Annotated in this window: 24 protein-coding genes and 1 tRNA gene; 9 read left to right on the top strand and 16 right to left on the bottom strand. The window is 68.3% G+C overall.

The annotated features are described in order from the left end of the window. The first annotated feature begins 131 nt into the window (after positions 1–131). Positions 132–680 (top strand): phage holin family protein, encoded by a 549-nt coding sequence (locus GOHSU_RS11805; protein ID WP_005941845.1) that lies wholly within the window; start codon positions 132–134, stop codon positions 678–680. A gap of 12 nt (positions 681–692) precedes the next feature. Continuing rightward, positions 693–1,628 (top strand): alpha/beta fold hydrolase, encoded by a 936-nt coding sequence (locus GOHSU_RS11800; RefSeq protein ID WP_024332582.1) that lies wholly within the window; start codon positions 693–695, stop codon positions 1,626–1,628. Positions 1,629–1,649: 21 nt separating this feature from the next. Here GOHSU_RS11800 and GOHSU_RS11795 read toward each other — a convergent pair whose 3' ends face one another. Genes GOHSU_RS11795 through nth form a run of 4 tightly spaced genes read right to left on the bottom strand, consistent with a single transcriptional unit; the run spans position 1,650 to position 5,018 of the window. Then, complete coding sequence (locus GOHSU_RS11795) at positions 1,650–2,852, bottom strand: MarP family serine protease (protein ID WP_005941840.1); 1,203 nt, start codon at positions 2,850–2,852, stop codon at positions 1,650–1,652. Then, on the bottom strand, positions 2,849–3,640 hold the full coding sequence (locus GOHSU_RS11790; RefSeq protein ID WP_029759807.1) for an NUDIX hydrolase: 792 nt from the start codon (positions 3,638–3,640) through the stop codon (positions 2,849–2,851). Before GOHSU_RS11790 ends, GOHSU_RS11795 begins: the two co-directional genes overlap by 4 nt. Further along, complete coding sequence (locus tag GOHSU_RS11785; protein ID WP_005941834.1) at positions 3,637–4,320, bottom strand: TlpA disulfide reductase family protein; 684 nt, start codon at positions 4,318–4,320, stop codon at positions 3,637–3,639. Before GOHSU_RS11785 ends, GOHSU_RS11790 begins: the two co-directional genes overlap by 4 nt. Then, positions 4,317–5,018 (bottom strand): endonuclease III, encoded by a 702-nt coding sequence (nth, locus tag GOHSU_RS11780; protein WP_005941831.1) that lies wholly within the window; start codon positions 5,016–5,018, stop codon positions 4,317–4,319. Before nth ends, GOHSU_RS11785 begins: the two co-directional genes overlap by 4 nt. A 102-nt stretch (positions 5,019–5,120) precedes the next feature. Between nth and GOHSU_RS11775 the strand changes: the two genes are divergently transcribed. Beyond that, entirely contained in the window at positions 5,121–5,411 is a 291-nt protein-coding gene (locus tag GOHSU_RS11775; protein ID WP_245551735.1) for a hypothetical protein, read from the top strand. A 120-nt stretch (positions 5,412–5,531) separates the two neighbouring features. Continuing rightward, positions 5,532–6,206, top strand: a complete 675-nt coding sequence (glxR, locus tag GOHSU_RS11770; RefSeq protein WP_005941825.1) for a CRP-like cAMP-activated global transcriptional regulator GlxR — start codon at positions 5,532–5,534, stop codon at positions 6,204–6,206. A gap of 128 nt (positions 6,207–6,334) precedes the next feature. Here glxR and GOHSU_RS11765 read toward each other — a convergent pair whose 3' ends face one another. Genes GOHSU_RS11765 through sp36 form a run of 3 tightly spaced genes read right to left on the bottom strand, consistent with a single transcriptional unit; the run spans position 6,335 to position 7,814 of the window. Next, positions 6,335–7,150, bottom strand: a complete 816-nt coding sequence (locus GOHSU_RS11765) for an MBL fold metallo-hydrolase (protein WP_005941822.1) — start codon at positions 7,148–7,150, stop codon at positions 6,335–6,337. Further along, on the bottom strand, positions 7,147–7,647 hold the full coding sequence (locus GOHSU_RS11760) for a RidA family protein (RefSeq protein ID WP_005941819.1): 501 nt from the start codon (positions 7,645–7,647) through the stop codon (positions 7,147–7,149). The genes GOHSU_RS11765 and GOHSU_RS11760 overlap by 4 nt, the downstream gene beginning before the upstream one ends. A 2-nt stretch (positions 7,648–7,649) precedes the next feature. Further along, the gene (sp36, locus tag GOHSU_RS17040) at positions 7,650–7,814 is read right to left on the bottom strand and encodes a Sp36 family protein (RefSeq protein ID WP_005941816.1); all 165 of its coding nucleotides are present in this window, start codon (positions 7,812–7,814) and stop codon (positions 7,650–7,652) included. An 83-nt stretch (positions 7,815–7,897) separates the two neighbouring features. Between sp36 and bagA the strand changes: the two genes are divergently transcribed. Both bagA and bagB read left to right on the top strand, forming a co-directional pair. After that, positions 7,898–8,914 carry an ATPase BagA gene (gene bagA, locus GOHSU_RS11755; protein WP_005941814.1) on the top strand — a complete coding sequence of 339 codons (1,017 nt, stop codon included), beginning with the start codon at positions 7,898–7,900 and terminating at the stop codon, positions 8,912–8,914. After that, on the top strand, positions 8,911–10,011 hold the full coding sequence (bagB, locus tag GOHSU_RS11750; RefSeq protein ID WP_155821198.1) for an ArsA family ATPase: 1,101 nt from the start codon (positions 8,911–8,913) through the stop codon (positions 10,009–10,011). The genes bagA and bagB overlap by 4 nt, the downstream gene beginning before the upstream one ends. Before the next feature lie 50 nt (positions 10,012–10,061). Here bagB and GOHSU_RS11745 read toward each other — a convergent pair whose 3' ends face one another. Further along, positions 10,062–10,586 (bottom strand): hypothetical protein, encoded by a 525-nt coding sequence (locus GOHSU_RS11745; protein ID WP_005941809.1) that lies wholly within the window; start codon positions 10,584–10,586, stop codon positions 10,062–10,064. A gap of 69 nt (positions 10,587–10,655) precedes the next feature. Then, entirely contained in the window at positions 10,656–10,991 is a 336-nt protein-coding gene (locus GOHSU_RS11740; RefSeq protein ID WP_005941806.1) for a WhiB family transcriptional regulator, read from the bottom strand. A 282-nt stretch (positions 10,992–11,273) separates the two neighbouring features. On the opposite strand from GOHSU_RS11740, the gene GOHSU_RS11735 reads away from it, so the two are divergent. The 3 genes from GOHSU_RS11735 (at position 11,274) to GOHSU_RS11725 (ending at position 14,912) form a co-directional block, all read left to right on the top strand. Then, positions 11,274–13,736, top strand: coding sequence for a penicillin-binding protein (locus GOHSU_RS11735; protein ID WP_024332581.1), 2,463 nt, complete (start codon positions 11,274–11,276; stop codon positions 13,734–13,736). A 19-nt stretch (positions 13,737–13,755) separates the two neighbouring features. Further along, positions 13,756–14,751 carry a metallophosphoesterase gene (locus tag GOHSU_RS11730; protein WP_005941800.1) on the top strand — a complete coding sequence of 332 codons (996 nt, stop codon included), beginning with the start codon at positions 13,756–13,758 and terminating at the stop codon, positions 14,749–14,751. Positions 14,752–14,838: 87 nt separating this feature from the next. Continuing rightward, positions 14,839–14,912: transfer RNA gene (locus GOHSU_RS11725), tRNA-Pro, on the top strand. A gap of 809 nt (positions 14,913–15,721) precedes the next feature. On the opposite strand, the gene GOHSU_RS11715 is transcribed toward GOHSU_RS11725, so the two are convergent. From GOHSU_RS11715 to GOHSU_RS11685, 7 genes are all read right to left on the bottom strand, one after another. After that, entirely contained in the window at positions 15,722–17,098 is a 1,377-nt protein-coding gene (locus GOHSU_RS11715) for a DUF2252 domain-containing protein (RefSeq protein WP_005941794.1), read from the bottom strand. A 23-nt stretch (positions 17,099–17,121) separates the two neighbouring features. Next, positions 17,122–17,592 (bottom strand): hypothetical protein, encoded by a 471-nt coding sequence (locus tag GOHSU_RS11710; RefSeq protein WP_005941791.1) that lies wholly within the window; start codon positions 17,590–17,592, stop codon positions 17,122–17,124. A 49-nt stretch (positions 17,593–17,641) separates the two neighbouring features. After that, positions 17,642–18,073, bottom strand: a complete 432-nt coding sequence (locus tag GOHSU_RS11705; RefSeq protein ID WP_005941788.1) for an organic hydroperoxide resistance protein — start codon at positions 18,071–18,073, stop codon at positions 17,642–17,644. 83 nt (positions 18,074–18,156) lie between these two features. Beyond that, entirely contained in the window at positions 18,157–18,819 is a 663-nt protein-coding gene (locus tag GOHSU_RS11700) for a hypothetical protein (protein ID WP_005941785.1), read from the bottom strand. A gap of 172 nt (positions 18,820–18,991) precedes the next feature. Beyond that, positions 18,992–20,254 carry a lipase family protein gene (locus GOHSU_RS11695; RefSeq protein WP_024332580.1) on the bottom strand — a complete coding sequence of 421 codons (1,263 nt, stop codon included), beginning with the start codon at positions 20,252–20,254 and terminating at the stop codon, positions 18,992–18,994. A gap of 122 nt (positions 20,255–20,376) precedes the next feature. Next, positions 20,377–21,399: an aspartate-semialdehyde dehydrogenase gene (locus GOHSU_RS11690; protein ID WP_005941778.1), complete on the bottom strand. Its 1,023-nt coding sequence runs from the start codon at positions 21,397–21,399 to the stop codon at positions 20,377–20,379. A 2-nt stretch (positions 21,400–21,401) separates the two neighbouring features. Continuing rightward, positions 21,402–22,667, bottom strand: coding sequence for an aspartate kinase (locus GOHSU_RS11685; RefSeq protein WP_005941775.1), 1,266 nt, complete (start codon positions 22,665–22,667; stop codon positions 21,402–21,404). Positions 22,668–22,684 lie beyond the last annotated feature (17 nt).

Raw genomic sequence — 22,684 nt, 5'->3', positions numbered from 1 at the left:
GCACCCGCGCGCGCACCCGCTCCGGCCGGGGCCGATCGGCGGGCGGGCCGCACGCATCGACCCGCACCCTGGGACGCGCCGGACCGGACGTGGCACCATAGGCGGAGTATCTCGACCCAAGGAGAATTTTCGTGAGCGGCAATCAGGACACCTGGCCCAGCGAGCCCAAGAACGCTCCGCAGGTGCCGTCGATCCCGATGTCCGATGCGAACCTCGGCCGCGACGGCCAGCCCACCATCGGTAATCTGGTCAAGGACGCCACCGCCAGCGCATCCACCCTCGTGCGTGCCGAAGTGCAGTTGGCCAAGACCGAGATCATCGGCGAAGCCAAGAAGGCGGGCGCCGGCAGCGGCCTGATGATCGTCTCGGCGGTGCTACTGCTGTACGCGAGCCTGTTCTTCTTCGTGTTCCTGGGCTTCCTGCTCGATCTGTGGCTGCCCACCTGGGCCGCATTCCTGATCGTCTTCGGCATCCTGCTGTTCACCGCGCTGGCTGGAATCCTGGTCGGCTACAAACTGTTCCGTAAGCTGCGGGCCCCGGAGAAGACCATCGAGTCGGTCAAGGAGACCAAGGCTGCGCTGACCCCGGGCGGCCCCGCGCAGCCCGGCGCCGGCGGCTACGCCCACCCGCAGATCCCGGCCCACCCGCAGATCCCGCCGGCGCGCCGGACCCGGAGCTGACCGCTGGCCACCCTGTCCGGTGCGCCCGATGCCACCCAGATCCGGTTCGACGGTCCGTGGCATCACTTCGACGTCCGCGCGAACGGGCTGCGTTTTCATGCCGTGGAGGTCACCGCAGCGGGACTGGCCGACCGACCGCTGGTGCTGCTGCTGCACGGATTCGGGGAGTTCTGGTGGAGCTGGCGACACCAGCTCGGGCCCCTCACCGAGGCGGGCTACCGCGCGGTGGCGGTGGATCTGCGCGGCTACGGCGACTCCGACAAGCCGCCCCGCGGCTACGACGGCTGGACCCTGGCCGGTGACACCCACGCGCTGATCCGGGCCCTCGGGCACAGCGAGGCCGCCCTGGTCGGTCACGCCGACGGCGGACTGGTCTGCTGGGCCACCGCCACCCTGCATCCGCGCTCGGTCACCTCCATCGCGGTACTGAGTTCCCCGCATCCGCGGGCCCTGCGCCAGTCGATGTTCACCAACTCGGCCGAGCGCACCGCGTTCCTGGCACCGTTCCTGCACAATCAGCTGCCCCGCATCGGGGAGAAGCGGCTCACCCGCGGCGGCGGCGCCTGGCTCGAGGAGTACATGCGCGAACGCGCCGGGAACGCCTGGAAGCAGACCGCCGATTTCACCGAGGCGGTGGACCGCAACCGGCATGCGGTCACCATCCCCGGCGTCGCGCACTGCAGCCTGGAATACCGGCGCTGGGCGTTCCGCTCCCAGTTCCGCAACGACGGCCGCCGCTTCATGGACCTGATGAACAAGCGCCTGCACATCCCGGTACTGGCGCTGCGCGGCCGCGAAGACGACTACATCCTCGACTCGGTGATGTCGGCCAGCAGCCACTGGGCCTCGGACTTCGACTATCAGGTGATCGCCGACGCCGGACACTTCGTGCACGAGGAAGCCCCCGAGCAGGTCAACCGGGCCCTGCTGCGGTCGCTCGCCGACTGACGCGCGCCGACGACCCGTGGCTCAGCGGACCAGGCAGCCGGCGGTGCTCACCGCACGCGTGCGGGCGGCCGATCCGTCCAGATCGGCGCGCACCTGCTGTGCGGTCAGCACGAAGCCGGTGTCGTCGTCGGGTCCCTCCGAGGCGCCGAACACCACCCCCAGCACCCGGCCGTCCGGAGTGATCATCGGTCCGCCGGAGTTGCCCGAACGCACCGTGCCGCGCACGGTGTACACCTGCCGCCGCACCGTCTGATCGCTCTGATAGATGTCCGGGCCTACCAGGTTGATGGTGTTGCGCAGCCGCACCGGGGTGACCGTGAACGGGCCGTTCTCCGGGTATCCCAGAATGATCGCATCGTCGCCGGTGCGCCCGGCGGTGTCGTCGAACTGCAGCGCCGAGGCCCGCAATCCGGGCACATCGAGCACCGCGACGTCGTTGCGCGGGTTGTACCAGACCACCGTGGCCGCATAATCGGTGCCGTCGACGGTCCGGACCGCGACCTCGTCGGTTCCGGCGACCACGTGCGCATTGGTCATCACCCGTTCGGGGCTGATGACGAACCCCGAGCCCTCCAGGGCCTGTCCGCAGCCGTGGGCCACACCCAGGATCTTGAGGACGCTGGGCCGCACCGCCGCCACCGCCGCCGAATCCAGGCGCTCATCGGGCGGATCCACATTGGCCACCTCGGCCTCGCCGAACGGGCTGATCACCTGTTTGAGGCCGGAGCTGTCGAGCAGGGCGGTGAAGTCCCCGGGCAGATCCCGCAACCACTGCGGCGCCACCGAGTCGACCGCATCGACCACCTGGGAGCCGCGCACCGCGGTCGCGAAATCGCTGGTCGACGTCGATCCGCGGATCGGCACCGCCACCAGCCAGGCCGCGACCAGGATCGCCACGAATTGCAGACCCGCCCCGATCACACTGTCCACCCGGCGCAGCCGCAGCGAATGCAGGCCGCTGCGCGCGGCCCGGCCGATCACCATCCCGGCGATCTCACCGACGATCACCAGGGCGATCAGCAGCAGTACGGCCACCAGCAGCCGTGCCCGCGGATCGTCGATCCTGTCGACCGCATAGGGCACCAGCAGGATCCCGGCGACCACCCCGATCAGGACGCCGGCGAAGGCCATCGCCGAGGCCGCCGCCCCCTGGCGGTAGCCGCTGAACGCGGCCAGCGCGGCGATCGCCAGCACCCCCAGATCGATCCAGATGGACCCGCTCACCCGCGGGGCTCCTCACTCGGGTTCAGCGGGAACCCCGAGACCTGACGGTTACCGGTGGCCGCGATCATCGTCTCCAGCGGCCGGACGTCGTCGGTGTCCCAGGGCACGTCCCAGCCGGCCGATTCGCTGATCGCCGCCAGCAACCCACCGGTGAATCCCCAGATCAGCATGCCGTCGTACAGGAAGGCCGGCCCCTTGTAGGCGGTGGCGCCCATGATCGACCGGCTCACCTGGAACCGGTTGGCCGGATCCAGCAGTTCGCGCAGGTTCACCCGCGAGACCCGCGAGGTCTCGGCGTTGACCACCCCCACCTCGCTGGGCGTGACCCAGTGCCCCAGGACCGGGGTCACCTCGAAGCCCGAGGGCACCGGGAAGGTCGGCAGATTCGCCAATACGTGCACCCCGTCGGCGCGCAGCCCCGTCTCCTCGCGAGCCTCCCGCATCGCGGTACCGACCGGATAGTCGTCGCCGGGATCGCGGCTGCCGCCGGGAAAAGCGATCTGTCCGCTGTGGGTCCGCATCGTCGGCGAGCGTTCGGTCAGCAGCACATCGGCGTCGGCCGGCAGCCCGCCCGGATGGTCGGCCGCCGCATCGAAGTCCCCGCCGAACAGCACCAGCACCGCGGCCGCCCGCTGTGCCCGGAAGGCCGAGGCCCACCGGGCCCGGTCGCTGCCGCGCCGCAGCACCGACTCGTTGACCGCCGCCGGATCGTCGGTCACCGGCCGCAGCCAGGGCGGGATCTGCGCGCGGTCCACCAGCGGCCCCACCGGAGTCTGCTGCCGTTTCATGAGCCGCCGCCGGTCAGATCGATGCCCAGTTCCTCGGTGATCAGTTCGGCCAGTTCGTCGTAAGAGTCGAAGACCCGCGGCGAGATCGAGGCGACGGTTCCGTCCGCGCGCACCAGGATCGTCGACGGGAACACCCGCGGCGCACGCAACGCCTTGGCGACCGTGCCGTCCACATCGGCGACGGTCGGGATGCGCACGTCCACCTCGTCGAGGAACTGCAGCAGCGCATACGGTTTGTTGGCGCCGTCGCGGGCGTGTACCGCCAGCACGTCGAGCCGGTCCCCGGCGCGCCGGTACAGCTCGGCGAAGACCGGCAGTTCCTTGCGGCAGGGCAGGCACCACACCGCCCACATGTTGATCACCACCGGCTGCCCGGCGGTGGCCTGCCCCAGATCGATGGGCTTACCGTCGGTCAGGCAGTAGGCGGACACCCCGTTGAGCGCGGCCCCGGCAGGGACCGGCGCGCTGCTCTGCGGACAGGGCGGCAGGGCCGCTTCGGCGCGGGCCTGCGCGAGCATCTCCGGCGAGATCGCCTCATCGGTGATCCCGCCGCCGGCGGTCTCCAATCCGCCGGCGGGCACGGTGTCTCCGCCGCGCGGCCACAACGCCACGATCAGCCCCAGCGTGACCACGACGAAGGCGATCATCGCCTTGGCCGCCGGCGTCTTCAGATGCTTCATTCCTCGTCTCCCGATTCGCCGACCCCCGCCAATGCCAGCAGGTGGTCGGTCTCCGGGCCCCTCACCAGGGCAGCGGCCGCGAATGTGTCCGTTGGACCGGTGCCGTAGGCCGGGCAGTCCTTGGCCAGGATGCATACGCCGCACGCGGGTTTGCGGGCGTGGCAGATCCGTCGTCCGTGGAAGATGATGCGGTGCGACAGGTCGGTGTAGTCCCGTCGCGGGAACAGCTCCCCGATGGCGCGTTCCACCTTGACCGGATCGGTCTGATCGGTCCACTGCCAGCGGCCGACCAGCCGCAGGAAGTGGGTGTCGACGGTCAGTCCGGGAACGTCGAAGGCGTTGCCCAGCACCACATTCGCGGTCTTGCGCCCGAAACCGGGCAGCTTCACCAGTTCCTCGAGGGTGCCGGGAACCTGGCCGTCGTGCGTCTGCACCAGGGCCTGCCCGAGCCGGATCAGCGAATCGGCTTTGTTGCGGTAGAAGCCGGTCGAGCGGATCAGTTCTTCCAGTTCGGTCCGGTCGGCGCCGGCATAGGCCCACGCATCCGGGTACCGCGCGAACAGGGCCGGGGTGACCTGGTTGACCCGGGCGTCGGTGCACTGGGCCGACAGGATCGTGGCCACCGACAACTCCAGCGGGGTGGTGAAATCCAGTTCGCAGTAGACGTGGGGGAACTCGCGGGTCAGGTCGCGGTACATCCGGCGGGCACGACGAACCAGTCCCAGCCGAGTCTGTTCCCGGGGCCTGCCCGTCCGCGTGCTCACACCGACCCAGGTTACCGGTGCGCAGATAACAACTCGGTGACGACGTCGGTCCCGGTTTCCTCCCTGCTCATCGGCTGTGTTTGTGTGGAGGTCATGCAGGGTCTGGTCGTGCTCATCTTCCCGTTCCTTCTCATGCTGTTCGTGCTCGCCATGGAGCGCGTGCAGGTGAACCTGGACCGGCTGTCGGTCGGCCGCGCCCAGGTGGACGAATTCCTGGAGAGCGCCGACGACACCGACGTGTCGAATCTGGCCCGCAGCGGTCTGCCCGCCGCCCTCGATCAACTCCGTCGTCGCCGCAAACAAGAATCCGACGACGAAGAAGATTGACCCTTTCCGCCCCGTCCTGCCCGCGCGCGAGTGTCGCAGCAATTACACTCATCCATCGAGTAGCGTGGATCACTGGCGTGTGCACATCGCGGGCCACGACAAGAACGAGAAAGGTTCCTAGTGGACGAGATTCTAGCCCGGGCAGGTATTTTCCAGGGGGTCGAGCCTGCCGCCGTTGCGGCACTCGCATCGGAGCTGACGGAAGTCGAGTTCCCTCGCGGGCACGTCATCTTCCACGAAGGGGAACCCGGCGACCGCCTCTACATCATCCTGTCCGGCAAGGTGAAGCTGGGCCGGCGCGCCCCTGACGGGCGCGAGAACCTGCTGACGATCATGGGACCGTCGGACATGTTCGGCGAGCTGTCGATCTTCGACCCGGGTCCGCGCACCTCCTCGGCCACCACCGTCACCGAGGTGCGGGCGGCCACCATGGACCGCGACGCACTCAAGAAGTGGATCAAGGACCGCCCGGAGATCGCCGAGCAGCTGCTGCGGGTGCTGGCCCGCCGGCTGCGACGCACCAACAACAACCTGGCCGACCTGATCTTCACCGATGTGCCCGGCCGCGTGGCCAAGCAGCTGCTGCAGCTGGCGCAGCGTTTCGGCACCCAAGAGGGCGGGGCCCTGCGCGTGACGCACGACCTCACCCAGGAGGAGATCGCCCAGCTGGTCGGCGCCTCCCGCGAGACGGTGAACAAGGCGCTGGCAGACTTCGCCCAGCGCGGCTGGCTCCGCCTGGAAGGCAAGAGCGTCCTGATCGCCGACTCCGAGCGCCTGGCCCGCCGGGCCCGCTGATCCGGCGCTATTCACGCAGCTACCGCAATGCCGAGCCTCCCCCGACGGGGACGGCTCGGCATTGTGGTTGACGACATCTGTGGTTGACGACGATGCCCGGGCCCGCATCGCGGGCGGGCACCCGACGCTCACAGAGTGCGCAGATACTCCAGCTGGGTCTTGACGCTCATCTTGGCCGCCGGCCACAGGGAGCGGTCGACGTCGGCGTACACCTTGCGGACCACCTTCATCGGCTTGGCACGCTGCGGGGACACCCGCAGATCGTCCAGGGCCTGCCGGATCTGATCGAGACGCTCTTCCCGATGCGCCTTGTAGAAGCGGGCCACCGGGCCCAGTTGCGGGTGATCGGGCCCGTGGCCGGGCAGCAGGGTGGCATCGTCGGCCTCGACGATCAGCCGGTTCAGCGAGTGGAAGTAGTCGCCCAGGCCGCCGTCGAGGGGATCGAGCACGGTGGTGCCCCGGCCCAGGATGGTGTCACCGGTGATGACCGCGCGCTGATCCTGCCACTGCACCAGGAAACTCATCGAATCGGCGGTGTGCCCGGGGGTGTGCAGGGCGGTGATGCGCAGTCCGGCGGCATCGATCACCTCCCGATCGGTCAGCCGCGGGGCGCCGTGACTGAACTGCGGCGAATACGCGCGGTGGATCGCCCCGGTGCGTTTGCGCATCTTCTTGATGGCGCCGGTGTGGTCGTAGTGACGGTGGGTGATCAGCGTCAGTTCCACCTCGCCGGCCGCGTCGGCGATGGCGCGCACATGCCGCCCCGACTTGGGCGGGCCCGGGTCCACGATCACTGCGGTGTCGCTGTCCGGCGCCCGCAGGATCCAGGTGTTGGTGCCGTCCAGTTCCATCAGGCCGGGGTTGTCCCGCAGCAGCACCGAGGCGAACGGGGTCACCTGACGGACCGTGCCGTAGGCCGGGTGGGCGGGAGACTCCGTCGTCACCGCTGTGCGCCTTCGACTTGCACGATCAGTTCCAGTTCCACGGCCGCCCCCAGCGGCAGTTCGGCCACGCCCACGGCCGAGCGGGCATGCACCCCGGCCTCCCCGAAGATCTCACCGAGCAGGTCGGAGGCGCCGTTGACCACGGCGGGCTGGGCGGAGAATCCGGGCGCCGAGGCCACGAACCCGACCACCTTGACCACCTGCACCACCGAGTCCAGGCCGACCACCGCGTCGATCGCGGCCAGCGCGTTGAGCGCGCACTGGCGCGCGGCAGCGGTGGCTTCTTCCGGCGACACCACTCCCGCAGCGCCCTCGGCGACCTTGCCGATGGCGGTCAGCCGGCCGTCGGCCATCGGCAGCTGGCCCGAGGTGTAGACCAGGTCACCGACCCGCAGGGCGGGGGTGTATCTGCCGATCGGGTTCACCACGGTCGGCAGCGTGAGGCCCAGTTCGGCCAGCCGCGCACTCGGGGAGGGCGGGTTCTGCGCTGGCGCCATGATCAGTTCGTGGGGCGCTTGAGGTAGGCCACATGCTGCTCGCCGGTCGGGCCCGGCAGCACGCTGACCAGCTCCCAGCCGTCCGAACCCCACGTGTCCAGAATGTCTTTGGTCGCGTGCGTCAGCAGCGGAATGGTCGCGTATTCCCAGGTCTTCAGTTCGCTCATACGCCAACCCTAGCCCTTCGGCGGCGACACCGGCAGGGTGGTTCGCGACCGCAGCCGCCGGGGCTGCCGTTAAGGTGATCGTCGTGACGACTGAGCGGTTGATCGTGCAGGGAGATACGTGGCCGGCGCAAGCGCGCGACGCCCGCCTGCATTTCGTATCGGGTAAGGGCGGCACCGGTAAGACGACGGTCGCCGCCGCCCTTGCGGTTGCCTTCGCCTCCGAAGGCAAGAAGGTTCTGCTGGTGGAGGTGGAGGGCCGGCAGGGCATCGCCCAGCTGTTCGACGTTCCGCCGCTGCCGCCCACCGACCACCCGGTCGCCGCCGCCGAGGATGGCGGCGGAGTGTGGGCGCTGGCCATCGACATCGAGCACGCCCTGCTGGAATACCTGGACATGTTCTACAACCTGGGTTTCGCGGGGAAGGCCATCAAGAAGGTCGGCGCCATCGACTTCGTCACCACCGTCGCTCCGGGCCTGCGCGATGTGGTGATCACCGGCAAGATCAAGGAGCGGGTGATCGCCACCGATAAGAAGGGCGAGCTGCTCTACGACGTGATCGTCGTCGACTCGCCCCCGACCGGCCGGATCGGCAACTTCCTGGACGTCACCTCGGCGATGCGCGATCTGGCCAAGACCGGCCCGATCCGCAACCAGAGTGAGGGTGTGGTGCAGCTGCTGCACTCGCCGCAGACCGCGGTGCACCTGTGCACGCTGCTGGAGGCCATGCCGATCCAGGAGACCGTCGAAGCCGTCGAGGAACTGACAGCCAAGGACCTGAACATCGGCGCGGTCTTCGTCAACCGGGTCAGTCCGGGGTATCTGCCCGACGCCGATCTGGACGATTTCGCCGAGGGCGCCGTCGACGCCGAGGTGCTGCGCGCCGGTCTGCAGCGGGCCGGCCTGACCGTGTCGGACGAGGATCTGGCGGGCCTGGTGGCCGAGGCCACCGACTACGCGATCCGGATGCAGGCCCAGCAGGTGGCCCAGTCCGAACTCGACGAGGTCGATGCACCCAAGATCGACCTGCCCGAACTCGACGAGCACGTCGACCTGGGCGCCATCTACCAACTCGCCGGTGTCATGAGGGAAGCGGGAGTCTGATGACCGACTTGAAGATGGGCGAGGTCCTGCTCGACCCGGCGAACCGCGTGGTGATCTGCACCGGTTCCGGCGGTGTGGGCAAGACGACGACGGCCGCCGCCATGGCCCTGTACGCGGCCGAACACGGACGCACCGTCGCGGTGCTGACCATCGACCCGGCCCGCCGCCTGGCGCAGTCGCTGGGGATGAGCGAGCTGACCAACGAACCGCAGCCGGTGCCGATCGAGGGCTCCGGCGAGGGCACGCTGGACGCGATGATGCTGGACATGCGCCGCACCTTCGACGACATGGTGATCGAGCACTCCACGCCCGAGCGCGCCGAGGCGATCTTGAACAACGCCTTTTATCAGACGGTCGCCTCGTCGTTCTCCGGCACCCAGGAGTACATGGCGATGGAGAAGCTGGGCCGCCTGCTGGAGGAGAACCGCTGGGACCTGATCGTGGTGGACACGCCGCCGTCGCGCAACGCCCTGGACTTCCTGGACGCGCCGCAGCGGCTGGGCTCGTTCCTGTCCGGCCGGCTGATGAAGATGCTCATCGGCGGCGGGCGCGGTGTCGGCCGTGTGGTCACCGGTGCGATGAGCCTGGCGATGCGCGGCATCGCGACCATCATCGGCGCCGACATCCTGCGCGACGTCGCCGTCTTCGTGCAGTCCCTGGACTCGATGTTCGGCGGTTTCCAGGAGCGCGCCGACCGCACCTATGCGCTGCTCAAACGTCCCGGCACCAACTTCGTCGTGGTCGCCGCCCCGGAGGCCGATGCGCTGCGGGAGGCGAGCTTCTTCGTCAACCGGCTGGCTCAGGACTCGATGCCGCTGTCGGGCCTCATCGTCAACCGGACCCATCCGAACCTGACCAGCATCTCCACCCCGGTGGCCCAGGCCGCGGCCGAACAGGCCGACGACGAGCTGACCCGCGGCGTTCTGGCCCTGCACGTGGACCGGGCGATCAAGTCTCAGCGCGAACAGCACATGCTGCAGCGGTTCACCTCGGCCAACCCGAGTGTGCCGCTGGTCAACGTGCAGGCTCTGCCGTTCGAGGTCTCCGACGCGCAGGCGCTGCGCGCGGTCGCCGAGCAGATCGTCACCCCGGACTGACGGGTTCGGACGGCCCCGGCTGACCGGGCGCCGGTTGAACGGGCGCCGGTTCAGCGCGCGGCGACGACGTTGAAGTAGGCGGTGCTGTCGGGCCGGTACAGCAGATAGAGGATGGCCGCCGCCAGCACCAGGGTGGCGATGGCGACCGGCTCGATCCCGCCCAGCAGGGTGTAGACCGAGCCGATGATCGCCAGGATCCCCAGTCCGGTGGAGGTGGGCCGTCCCCAGCGCTTGCCCTGCCGGCACGCCCAGGCCAGCAGCAGCCAGAGTGCGGTCAGGACGACGGTGACCGCCGCCACGCCGATGCGCCAACTGGTCACGGACTCGTCGATCAGCTGTTGCGCATCACCGCCGTGCTCGGCGACGTAGTCGGTGTAGGTCTCCCGCACGCGCGGGTCATCACGCAACCGGCTGACAAACAGGAAGAAGGTGACCCCCACCGCCACCTGAAGAACCGCCCCGACGTACATCAGCCGGATGGCGGTGCGCAGCGACTGCGGAAGCTCCGCTGCCGCGCTCCCCCCGGAGGTGCGGCCCGAGCCGCTCTGGTCGTCGGGCTGCGGCGATTCGGTCATACCGCCGACGCTAGGGCACCGGCGGCGCGGACCGCAACGCGGCCCCTACCGCGCCCGACTCCCCGACGGTCAGCTGCTGCGCTGGGCCGAAACCGCGGCCAGTCGCTGACGGCTGCGCTGAGCCTCGAAGAACGCCGCCCACGAGGTCACCTCGGGATGCTGGCGCAGCAGGGCGCGGCGCTGCCGCTCGGTCATTCCACCCCACACGCCGAACTCGACCCGGTTATCCAGGGCGTCGGCGCCACATTCGAGCTGGACAGGACAGTGCCGGCAGATGGTCGCGGCCTTGCGTTGGGCAGCACCCCGGACGAACAGGTCGTCGGGGTTCCCTTCACGACACCGGGCTTGCGCCACCCAGGCCAGACGTGCTTCGGAATCTCCGTTGGACAGAGGGGCCAAAGTCATTGCGGTAGTCCGCCTTTCAACAAACCGTCGACACGTTCCCGGGGTTCGGGCTCGCGCATCAGATCCTTGATTGCGATATGAGTCACACTTGAGTTGTTCTTGTTGTGTAACTCACTGTGTTCAATCTATTGAGACTCGACCGCGGATTGCAAGTCACGGTTCGGCCAAGACCCCGCAGCCCCGCTTTCCACACTAAACAAGAGCACTCCACAAGAATCCACACCACACATCGCCGGTGCGTGCTGAGCCCGGGTGTCAGGTTCGCCACGTATCCTGGGCCACGTGCGGAACACCTCGAGACTTCCCGGCCTGGCGCTGGCATTGACGCTGGCCGGCATTCTGGTCGCCGGACTGATGTTCCCCTTCGTCAGCGGCGCCGCGATGCTGTCGAACCGGGCCGCCGCGACGATGGCCAACACCTCCTCGGAGCTGCTCAACGGCACGGTTCCCGAGGTGACCACGGTGACCGATGTCAACGGCGCCCCGATCGCTCTGCTGTACGACCAGTACCGCACCGTCGTCGGCTACAACGACATCTCCCAGGACATGATCCGCGCCATCATCTCCATCGAGGACCGCCGGTTCCTCGAGCACGACGGCGTCGACTGGCGCGGCACCCTGCGCGCCGCCCTGAAGAACCAGTCCTCCGGTGAAGTGCAGCAGGGCGCCTCAACACTGGATCAGCAGTACATCAAGAACTATCAACTGCTGGTCCTGGCCCGCACCGAGGCCGAACGCGAGGCCGCGACCGAGTCGACGCCGGCCCGCAAGCTGCGCGAAGCACGCATGGCCATGGTGCTGGAGAAGACGTTGACCGAACAGGTGATGCGCGAGAAGGGCGTCGACGAGGCCGCGGCCAAGCAGGACGTCAAGAAGCAGGTCATCACCCGATACCTGAACATGGTCCCGTTCGGCAACAACGCCTACGGCATCGAGGCGGCCGCACAGACCTACTTCGGCAAGCCCGCCAAAGAACTGAACCTGTCCGAATCGGCGATGCTGGCGGGCATGGTGCAGTCCAGCGAGGCGCTGAACCCGTACACCAATCCCTCCGGCGCGCTGGCCCGCCGCAATACGGTGCTCGACACCATGCTGGAGAACTTCCCGCAGCTGCGGGCCGAGCTGGTGGCCGCCAAGGAATCCCCGCTGGGCGTCCTGCCGCAGCGACGCACGCCGGCGCAAGGCTGCATCTCGGCCGGGAACAACGGCTTCTTCTGCGACTACGTTCTGCAGTACCTGGCCGAGAACGGCCTGACCCGTTCGACGGTCAACCGCGGCGGCTACACGATCCGCACCACCCTGGATCCGGAGGTGCAGGCCAACGCCCAGCGCTCGGCCCGCGCACAGGCCTCCCCGACCGTCGACGGCCTGGCCAATGTGATGAGCGTGGTACGCCCGGGAACCGAATCGCACGACGTGCTGGCGATGGTCTCCAGCCGCGAATACGGGCTGGACCAGCAACGTGGCCAGACGGTGCAGCCGCAACCGTTCGCCCTGGTCGGCGACGGCGCCGGTTCGGTCTTCAAAGTCTTCACCGCCGCCGCGGCGATGGAGAAGGGGATGGGCACCAGTGCGGTGCTGAACGTGCCGCCGTCGGTCGCCGTCTACGGGATGGGCAACAGCAACGGCGCCTTCGGGTGCCCGGTGAACGCCTACTGCGTCAAGAACGCCGGCCCGTACCCTCCGGCGCTGCCGTTCCCGCAGGCGCTGGCGCAGTCCCCGAACACCACCTTCATCCAGATGCTGCAGCAGACCGGAGTCAAGCCGGCCGTCGACATGGCGGTGCGGCTGGGCCTGCGCTCGTACGCGGCCCCCGGCTCCTCCGGCTTCGGCGAGCAGAGCCTGGCCGACTACATCAAGAAGGGGAACTACGGCTCGTTCACCCTCGGTCCGTTCCCGGTGAACGCGCTGGAACTGTCCAATGTCGGCGCCACGATCGCCTCCGGCGGCGTGTGGTGCCCGCCGAGCCCGATCGTCTCGATCCAGCAGCCCAAGCGCGACCCCTACGGCAATCCCGTGGTGACGCCGGAAGGTGCGCCGGTGATGGTCAATGTTCCGTTCAACCCACCCAAGTGCGAGCAGGTCATCGAACGCGGACTGGCCAACACCCTGTCCAACGCGCTGAGCCACGACGATCGGGGCGCCGGCACCGCCGCGGCCGCGGCCAACTCGGCCGGATGGTCCCTGCCCATGTCGGGGAAGACCGGTACCACCGAAGCGCACCGGTCGGCCGCGTTCCTCGGCTTCACCAACCAGCTGGCGGCGGCCGCCTACATCTACAACGACGGCCCCCGTCCGTCCGGGATCTGCACCTCGCCGCTGCGGCAGTGCTACGACGGCGACGTATACGGCGGTATGGAACCGGCCCAGACGTGGTTCCGCGCGATGCTGCCGATCGCCGAGAAGTTCGGGCCGGTGCGGATGCCGCCGAACGACCCCCAGTTCGTCCGGGGCAGCAGCCGCGGCCGCATCCCCGATGTGGCCGGCCTGCCGGTCAGCCAGGCCGTCGCCCGGCTGCAGGAGTCCGGATTCAAGGTCAACGAGCTCGAGGTCGACAGCGGAAAGCCCAAGGGCACGGTGGTGTTCACCGCACCGTCGGACAGCGCCATGCCCGGCACCGTGATCGCCGTCTATGTCAGTAACGGCAAGAGCAGCAGGAGCGGCAGCGGCAGCGGCGGAGTCGCCACCAAGACGGTGACCGTTCCGGGTGTGGGGCCCGTGGTGATCGAGGTTCCCGAGGGCTGACCAGCGTAGTCTGGTCGCTATGGTCTCCCCCGGTCTGCCGCGTCGTACCCCTACCGATCTGCTGGGCTCCACCACCGCTCGGGTCGCTGCCGGCGCGGCCGGGGCAGCGGCAGCCGGACTGGCGTATGCGACCGTCATCGAACGCAACGCCTTCGCGCTGCGCGAGGTGACCGTTCCGGTTCTCGAACCCGGCTCCCCGACGCTGCGAGTGCTGCATCTGAGTGACATCCACATGATGCCGCGCCAGACCCTGAAGCAGGCATGGATCGCCGAGCTCGATCGCCTCGAACCGGATCTGGTAGTCAACACCGGCGATAATCTGGCGCATCCGGCGGCGGTGCCGGCGGTGGTGCAGGCCCTGGGTGGCCTGCTGGCGCGGCCGGGGCTGTTCGTCTTCGGTTCCAACGACTACTTCGGCCCGACCGCGAAGAATCCGTTCAAGTACTTCAAGAAGGACCACAAGCGCAGCCACGGACGCCCGCTGCCCTGGCAGGATCTGCGTGCGGCCTTCACCGAACGCGGCTGGCTCGACACCACCCACACGATCCGCGAGCTCGAGGTGGCCGGAGTCCGGGTGGCCGCTGCCGGGGTCGACGATCCGCATATCGGCCGCGACCGCTATGAGACCATCGCCGGCCGGCCCAATCCACTGGCCCAGTTGCGGCTGGGACTGACGCACTCACCCGAACCCCGGGTCCTCGATCAGTTCGCCGCCGACGGCTACGACCTGGTCCTGGCCGGGCACACGCACGGCGGACAGCTGTGCCTGCCCGGCTACGGCGCACTGGTGACCAACTGCCACCTGGATCGCTCGCGGGTCAAGGGCGTCTCCAACTGGGGTTCGACGATGAAGCTGCATGTGAGCGCCGGGCTGGGGACCTCGCCCTATGCGCCGGCCCGCTTCAGCTGCCGGCCGGAGGCGACCCTGCTGACGCTCACGGCGACCGGCCGCGGCGGCCGGGACGACACCTTTGTCGATCAGTCTCTCCCCCAGCTGGCGAACACCCTGGGGTAAGCCTCGCCGGCTCGCCTGCGAAATCGCTGTGGCCAGCCGATTTCACGTCTAGAGGGGTTGTCGGATATCCTCTATGAGGTTGTAACACGGGGTATGGCGCAGCTTGGTAGCGCGCTTCGTTCGGGACGAAGAGGTCGTGGGTTCGAATCCCGCTACCCCGACGCTTTGGTTGAGAAGCAGTAGAGGCCCTCGGGCTGTGGAAACACAGACCGGGGGCCTCCTCGTCTGTCGGGCCTCGAGTCGCTCTGGGCCGACGGGAGCGCACCGGAGCGCTCGCGGTTCAGAGTTTCGGAGGCCTGTTCCACCATGCGGGAACCGGGACCGTGCGTGGCTGGGCACGACGATCATCGTCGGGCACGCCCTGAAGTTCACCGCCGCCTCAGCCGACCGGTAGCGCTCAGCCTTGGAGGTAGATCTGCCGAGACCTCGCTCGGAAGTATCCCCATGGGGCAAGAAGCGATGGGGTGACAGTCAGCCGGAACTCGGCGCCGTACGGTGAAGCACCGGTCATCCCCGGGTGTTGCCGGTAGCGCTCCCTCAGCTGCTCGTCGACGAATTGCTGTTCGATGCTCAGCGTGTACCGTACGCCGCGGTGCTTCCAGGAAACGGGCCGACCGGGTGAGATCTCGTGCATCGAAGTCGACCCGTCCGGCGCCTCGACGTACAGGGCGTGACCGTCATAGCGAGCGTGATACCCCGCGACGAGCGGTTGCGGCGGTAATGCCATCTCGGTGCCTCCCGTCCCGCACCGTCCACTACGAGGTGCGTCAGGTGTACCGACCGGAACAGTCGGCTGTTGGGCCCAAGCTAATGGTTCCCTACAGCATGGGCACTCATATCAGGAAAAGTACGGTGCCGATTGACAGCGCGCTTTGGTCGAGGCGACAAGACCGTCGATTCGAAGCCCGCTACGCCCGACGCTGTGGTTGAGAAGCAGTAGCCGCCCTCGGGGCCGTGTACGGCGCCGGCATCAGCTCTCCAGCGGCGCGGAACTGAGACTGCCGGCGGCGATCGCCCCGACGAGCCGCGCGTGATCCTTCAGGTTGATCCGGGCGTAGTCCAGCGACCAGTCGGCGATCGCCCGATCGAACTTCTTCCCCAGCCGGTCGACGCAGTCGGCGATCGGCACCCGCGCATCGGTACGCGCATGCGCCTGGGCCAGCACCTTGCCGCACAGCTCACCGTACCGGGCCAGCTGATCATCGGGCATGCCCTCGATCACCGCCGATCCCTTACCGTCGCGGAGCTGCCGGATGTAGAAGTCGGTCTTGCCGGCCAATGTCAGCGCGGTACCGTCCATATCGCTGGTGAAGGCCGGGGCGCGCATCCAGCCCAGCAGGACATCGCTGGATGCCTGCATCAACTGCTGGCCGTGGACGACACGATGACCCTGGTTGGCCCATTCGGGACTGTCCACATAGGGTGCCAGCACCGATTCGACGGCCTCTTTCATCTGCAGGAACAGCGGGTCCATATTGTCCCGGCCGGCGAACAGCGCGATCCAGCAGCGGGTGCCCACACTGCCGACACCGACCACCTTGCGGGCCACCTCGATCAGCTCGTACTGGTCGATGAGTGTGCGCAAGTACGGACTGAGCGTCTTGCGGTACGCCGCGAACCGCTTCTGGAACTGCGCCTGCAACTCCTCGGGACCGGCGTTGGGGAAGACCTGGGTCCCCGGAATCAGCAGGGGCGGATCGCTCTTGATGTGCACGCCGGTCCGGTCGATCACGCACAGTTTGGACAGGGCCTGGTCGCTGTTGCGGTGCCGCGACTTCTCGAGCAGCTTACGGATGCGCTCGGAGGCGGCGGTGTCCAGGCGACCGCCCACCTCGGCCAGGACCTCGTCGGTGTCGATGTGGTCGTACCAGCACTCCAGAGCGCTCTTGGCCGCCGAAGTGATCATGGTGCGCCGGTAGGCACGGGCGGCCCGCCGAGCCATCCGTCGCGCCGACTCATTGTCGGCGCCGTTCCCCTGCGCGGCGACCACCATGCTCGCCGCCAGGCGTTTGACGTCCCATTCGAAGGGCCCGGGGTGCGTCTCGTCGAAGTCGTTGAGGTCGAACACCATTTGCCGCTCCGGGGACAGGAACAGCCCGAAGTTCGACAGGTGCGCATCCCCGCACAGCTGGGTGATGATCCCGCTGTTCGGTGTGGACGCCAGGTCGGCGGCCATCACCGCCGCGGCACCGCGATAGAAGGTGAAAGGGGTGGCCGACATGCGCTCGTGGCGCACCGGCACCAGATCCGCCAGCCGGGCGACGTCTTGCGCCGCCAGGATCGCGACCGGATCACGCCGGCCCCGCTTACCCGGTACCGCAGCCAGTTCCCGCGCGCTGATCCCCATCGAATTCACCTTCCGGTCTGCGGTCAGTCCTCGGCGTCGTCGGATGTCGCCTGATACGAGTCAGTGAACGACACCCGCGGAGTGGTGGCCGCAGCGAAGCCGGCCAGCGCCAGGTAGACGATGGTGGCGATGCCGAACAGCGCGGCCACCAGCAGGGACACCCCCCAGAAGACATCGGCGGCCACCCCGTCAGCGGCGTCGAAGATCAGCGCGGCAGCCGCGGCGAGCAGCGTCACCAGCAGTGCCCAGGCGGCGCTGCGCATCCGCGGACCGACCGCCGATACGTAGAACAGGCGCTGGTACAGACCGGTCTCGAACTCGTCGACGCAGGCCAATCGCACCGGGTCGGCGCCGGCCAGGTCACGCAGTCCGCGCGCCAGGTCGACCTGGCGCATCATCGCCGCCGATTCTCGCTGTCGGTAGCGCACGTAGGCGATGGTCGCCACCGCGGCGGCGAGCAGTCCGAGTCCGGCGAGAATGCCCCAGTTGTCCACGAGCGCTCACGCTACCCGCCCGCAGTGCTCGGACGGGGAGCCCACGCGGTCACACGCTCGAAGTCACCGTGTGCACGATGTTGCCGCGGGTGGCCTTCGAGTACGGGCAGAAGGCATGCGCCTGCTCGGTCAGTTCCTGCGCCTTGGCCGGATCCAGCCCGGGCAGCGTCGCATGGATGTCGGCGACCAGACCGAAACCGCCGTCGGCGTCGTCTTCACCGATCCCAACGGTCACCTTCACGGTGGTGCCCTCGGGTACCGGTAGTCCAGCATTCTTGAACATCAGCTGCAGGGCGCCGTTGAAGCAGGCCGCGTAGCCGGCCGAGAACAGTTCTTCCGGGTTGCTGCCCTCGCCGCTGCCGCCCATCTCCACCGGCGGACGCAACTCCATATCGACACGGCCGGTCTCGGAGACCACCTCACCGTCGCGGCCACCGCCGGTCGACTCCGACCACACTCGGTACACGGGATTCACAGTCATCGGGCTCATCCTCTTTCGCTTCGGGTATCGAACAGAACCGTTCACTTGCCAACGTACTCGCGTTCGGCCCGGTTCTGCAGCGCCTACTGGCGCCAGACCCGCGAGGGTTTGACCCGCATCGACTCGGGCAGCCAGCGGCCGATGCCGCCGCGGAAGGTCATCACGACCGAGGCCAGCAACGCCCCGAAGCTGACCCACGCCAGCACGCGAATGACCGCCGGGACCTCGTCGTAGGCGAAGAGCAGATCGGCGATGAGCGGCACGAACAGTGCCACCACCACGCAGACCGCCGCGTAGACGCTGCGCAGATTCCGGCTGTGGTGGCGGGCGATGCCCGTCAGCAGTGGATAGGTCACCGCCATCGCCAGCAACCAGCCGATCAACAGGGCCGGCGGCCAGAATCCGGCGATCGAGGCGGCCGTGGCCTGGGCATCGATGGTCTGGACATCGGCCATCTGCGGTTCCAGGCGGGCCGTCAGCCGATCGATCTCACTGCCCAGGGTCGCCAGCCCGTAGATCAGACAGACCAGGGCGGTGGCGGCCGACAGATACCACATCCACATGGCGTCCCGGGTGAGTGCCACCGGTGCGGGCCCGGGATCGTCCGGGCGTCGCGGATAGCGCTCGGTCAACGCCCGATCCTGCGAGGTCCGCGCCAGTTCGGCCAGATCCTCGGCATCCAGTTCCGCCTGCGTCGGGATCCGATCGGGGTCGTCGGGGTCACGCCAAGCACCCGGAAGAGTCATGGCGCGATTCTATGCGGTCGTGTTGTCGCCGGCCCGGCTGCGCCGCGAACCCGTCGGCCGGGAACGACGAGGGCCGCGGCGACGCTCACCCCGAAGGTGAGGGTCACCGCGGCCCGGTGTCGCACCGCCGCGCCGGCGTCAGCGGTTCAGCCCGATCAGCGGTTCAGCCCGATCAGCGGTTCAGCTCAGTCAGCAGGAACCCGGTCGCCGGGAGCAGGAACTCCAGCATCGGCAGCGCGTGGTTGACCACCAGGCCCGGGAAGATCGGCGGTACGTAGCTGGTCATCATCTGGACGTTGGCGCCCTGGGCCCGCCAGTCGCGGTACAGCTGGTTCACCTGGCCGGTCGGGATCACATCGTCGTGGACGCCGGTCGACAGCAGCACCGGCGCGTTCGGCTTGAGCCGGCCGATGCGCTGATCGTCGATCATGTCCTTGACCTGCGGGTTGCGCTTGACTACCGCCGACAGCGGCTTGCCGTCGCGGGTCCACTGCCCGGTGCGCTGGAAGCCGGTGGACAGGCCGGTGTCACCGATGCACTGGGTGGAGACCTGGTTGAGGACCTGCTTGCCGTGGGCGTTGGTCTCCTTCTTCAGCACCGGGGTGAGCTCGGGGTACCGGGCGGCCAGGCCGTTGATGGCGTAGCCGATGGCCCCGGCGATGAAGGTGCCGTCGATCTGGTCGATCACCTTGCTCAGGTCGGCCGGCGGGGCGCCGGCGTAGGTGGCCTTGACGTTGACCTCGGGCGCGTAGGTCTGGGCGAGCTCGGCGGCCGACGCTGCGGCGCCGCCGCCCTGCGAGTACCCGGAGAAGGCGACCGGAGCGTTCTTGGGCGCCTTGCTCACCGCCAGTGCGGCCCGGGCTGCGTCCAGCATGGCCCGGCCGGATTCCACGCGGTTGACGTAGGTGTGGATCCCCGGGGTACCCATGCCGACGTAGTCGGTCACGGCCACGCGGACACCGTTGAGCAGCAGCAGGTTCATCTCCAGACCGGCGTAGTTGACGCCGAGGGAGGGCTTGAACGGATCGATGGCCATCGGAAACGAGAGCATCTTGCTGCCGGCGCACTGGTCGCCCTGGCCGACGGTTCCCGGACCGATCACGACGGTCGGGCGCGGGCCCTTGCCGCGCCAGGGTGCGGTCGGCTCCACCACGTAGCCGGTGACCGCGGTGGCTTTACCCGACTGCAGGGTCGAGGTGTACATCATCTTCTTGGCGTTACCCGGCCACTGGTTGGGCACCCCCGGGATCTGCAGCAGCAGCGGTGCCGCCTCGGTGCGGATCACCGCGCCCGGGGTCGCCGAATACGACGACGGCGGGCGGTAGAAGTCACGGGCGGCCTGCGCCGGCGCGACCGAGGTCAGACCGGCGCCGACCACCGTGGCGGCCACGAGTGTGGTGATGGACTTAGATACGAATCCCCGAACTGATTTCATGCAGAGCATGGTAAACCACTTTCTTACCGCTCAGTAAGGCAGGTCACCGGCGCCGGTACCGCCCCCGGATGCCACGACGCCCCCGCGGTCGGCGGGGGCGTCGTGAGCGGTTCGGGTCTGGCTCAGACCAGCAGTTCGGCGATCTGGATCGTGTTCAGCGCCGCGCCCTTGCGCAGGTTGTCGCCCGAGACGAACAGCGCCAGCCCGCGCCCGGCCGGGGCGCCCTCGTCCTGCCGGATCCGCCCGACCAGCGAGACGTCGCCGCCCGCGGCATCCAGCGGGGTCGGCACGTCGGTGACCCGCACCCCGGCAGCCTCGGCCAGAATCGCCCGGGCCTCCTCGGGGGTGATCGCCTCGTCGAATTCGGCGTTGATCGACAGCGAATGCCCGGTCAGCACCGGTACGCGCACGCAGGTGCCGCTGACCAGCAGGTCGGGCACACCCAGGATCTTGCGGGACTCGAAGCGCAGCTTCTGGTCCTCGTCGGTCTCCCCGGAGCCGTCGTCGACCAGGTCACCGGCCTGCGCCACCACGTTGAACGCAATCGGCGCGACATACTTGACCGGCTCACCCAGGTCCACGGCCTCGCCGTCGTACACCAGGCCTTCGGCACCGTCGACACCCTTGCGGACCTGCGTGAGCAGCTCCTCCACACCGGCCAGGCCGCTGCCGGAGACCGCCTGATAGCTGGAGATCACCAGCCGGCGCAGTCCCTTGGCGTCGTGGAGCGGCTTGAGGACCGGCATCGCGGCCATCGTGGTGCAGTTCGGGTTGGCGATGATCCCCTTGCTCGGGTTCTTGGCCAGCTCACCGTTGACCTCGGCCACCACCAGGGGCACGTCCGGATCGTTGCGCCAGGCCGACGAGTTGTCGATCACGGTGGCACCGGCCGCGGCGAATCGCGGCGCCTGCACCTTAGACATGGACCCGCCCGCAGAGAACAGGGCGATGTCCAGGCCCGACGGATCGGCCGTGGTCGCATCCTCGATCACGATCTCGCCGTCGCCCCACGGCAGGGTTTTGCCCGCCGAGCGCGGGGACGCGAAGAACCGCACCTGGTCGGCCGGGAAGTTCCGTTCCTCCAGGAGCTTGCGCATGACGCCGCCGACCTGACCGGTGGCGCCGACGACTCCGATACTGACCATGGCTATCGCCCCGTTCCGCCGTAGACCACGGCTTCTTCGTCACTACCCAGATCAAAGGCCTTGTGCAGTGCGCGCACCGCGTCGTCGAGCTGCTCCTCGCGGCACAGCACCGAGATCCGGATCTCCGAGGTGGAGATGAGTTCGATGTTGACCCCGGCGTCGGCGAGCGTCTCGCAGAAGGTCGCCGTGACGCCCGGGTGGCTCTTCATGCCCGCGCCGACCAGGGACACCTTCCCGATGTTCTCGTCCAGGGCGATCTCGGAGAAGCCGATCTCGTCCTGCAGCTTGGACAGTGCGTCGATGGCGACCTGTCCCAGCTCGCGCGGCAGCGTGAAGGTGATATCGGTCTTGCCGGTCTCCACCGTGGAGATGTTCTGCAGGACCATGTCGATGTTGATCTCGGCGTCGGCGATCGCCCGGAACACCTTGGCGGCGTAGCCGGGCATGTCGTCGATCCCGAAAACGGTGACCTGGGCTTCGCTGCGGTCGTGTGCCACACCGGTGAGAATCGCGTCTTCCACGGGGATGTCCTCCATCGATCCGGTCACCAGGGTGCCGGGCTTGGTCGAGTACGACGAGCGCACATGTACGGGAACGTTGTAGCGGCGCGCGTACTCCACGCACCGGAGCATCAGGATCTTGGCACCGCAAGCGGCCAGCTCGAGCATCTCCTCGAAGGAGATCCGGTCCAGGTGGCGCGCGTCGGGCACGATCCGCGGATCGGCGGTGTAGACACCGTCGACATCGGTGTAGATCTCGCAGACGTCGGCACCCAGGGCCGCGGCCAGCGCCACCGCGGTGGTGTCGCTACCACCGCGACCCAGAGTGGTCACGTCCTTGGTGTCCTGGGCCACACCCTGGAAACCGGCGACCAGAACGATCTTGCCGTCGTCGAGGGCGCTGCGGACCCGGCCGGGGGTCACGTCGATGATCTTGGCTTTGCCGTGGCTGGAAGTGGTGATCACACCGGCCTGCGAGCCGGTGAAGCTCTGCGCCTCCTCCCCGAGGGATTCGATCGCCATCGCCAACAGTGCATTGGAGATGCGCTCACCGGAGGTCAGCAGCATGTCCATTTCACGCTGCGGCGGATTCGGATTGACCTGCTCGGCCAGATCCAGCAGTTCATCGGTGGTATCGCCCATCGCCGAAGCAACGACGACGACGTCGTTTCCCTGCCGTTTGGTCTCCACGATCCGCTCGGCGACACGACGAATGCGTGCGGCATCCGATACCGACGAGCCACCGTACTTCTGGACCACCAATGCCACGTCGGGGCCTTCCTTAC

The organism is Gordonia hirsuta DSM 44140 = NBRC 16056, assembly GCF_000333015.1.
In the GTDB taxonomy this organism is placed as follows: domain Bacteria; phylum Actinomycetota; class Actinomycetes; order Mycobacteriales; family Mycobacteriaceae; genus Gordonia; species Gordonia hirsuta.
This window is presented reverse-complemented; position numbering and strand designations above follow the sequence as displayed.

What these genes read in the sequence shown, in the direction of transcription:
- GOHSU_RS11790 (WP_029759807.1), bottom strand. Translation starts at nt 3,640, where the DNA reads ATGAAACGGCAGCAGACTCCGGTGGGGCCGCTGGTGGACCGCGCGCAG.
- GOHSU_RS11785 (WP_005941834.1), bottom strand. Translation starts at nt 4,320, where the DNA reads ATGAAGCATCTGAAGACGCCGGCGGCCAAGGCGATGATCGCCTTCGTC.
- nth (WP_005941831.1), bottom strand. Translation starts at nt 5,018, where the DNA reads ATGTACCGCGACCTGACCCGCGAGTTCCCCCACGTCTACTGCGAACTG.
- GOHSU_RS11760 (WP_005941819.1), bottom strand. Translation starts at nt 7,647, where the DNA reads ATGGCGCCAGCGCAGAACCCGCCCTCCCCGAGTGCGCGGCTGGCCGAA.
- sp36 (WP_005941816.1), bottom strand. Translation starts at nt 7,814, where the DNA reads ATGAGCGAACTGAAGACCTGGGAATACGCGACCATTCCGCTGCTGACG.
- GOHSU_RS11745 (WP_005941809.1), bottom strand. Translation starts at nt 10,586, where the DNA reads ATGACCGAATCGCCGCAGCCCGACGACCAGAGCGGCTCGGGCCGCACC.
- GOHSU_RS11740 (WP_005941806.1), bottom strand. Translation starts at nt 10,991, where the DNA reads ATGACTTTGGCCCCTCTGTCCAACGGAGATTCCGAAGCACGTCTGGCC.
- GOHSU_RS11730 (WP_005941800.1), top strand. Translation starts at nt 13,756, where the DNA reads ATGGTCTCCCCCGGTCTGCCGCGTCGTACCCCTACCGATCTGCTGGGC.
- GOHSU_RS11715 (WP_005941794.1), bottom strand. Translation starts at nt 17,098, where the DNA reads ATGGGGATCAGCGCGCGGGAACTGGCTGCGGTACCGGGTAAGCGGGGC.
- GOHSU_RS11705 (WP_005941788.1), bottom strand. Translation starts at nt 18,073, where the DNA reads ATGACTGTGAATCCCGTGTACCGAGTGTGGTCGGAGTCGACCGGCGGT.
- GOHSU_RS11700 (WP_005941785.1), bottom strand. Translation starts at nt 18,819, where the DNA reads ATGACTCTTCCGGGTGCTTGGCGTGACCCCGACGACCCCGATCGGATC.
- GOHSU_RS11695 (WP_024332580.1), bottom strand. Translation starts at nt 20,254, where the DNA reads ATGAAATCAGTTCGGGGATTCGTATCTAAGTCCATCACCACACTCGTG.
- GOHSU_RS11690 (WP_005941778.1), bottom strand. Translation starts at nt 21,399, where the DNA reads ATGGTCAGTATCGGAGTCGTCGGCGCCACCGGTCAGGTCGGCGGCGTC.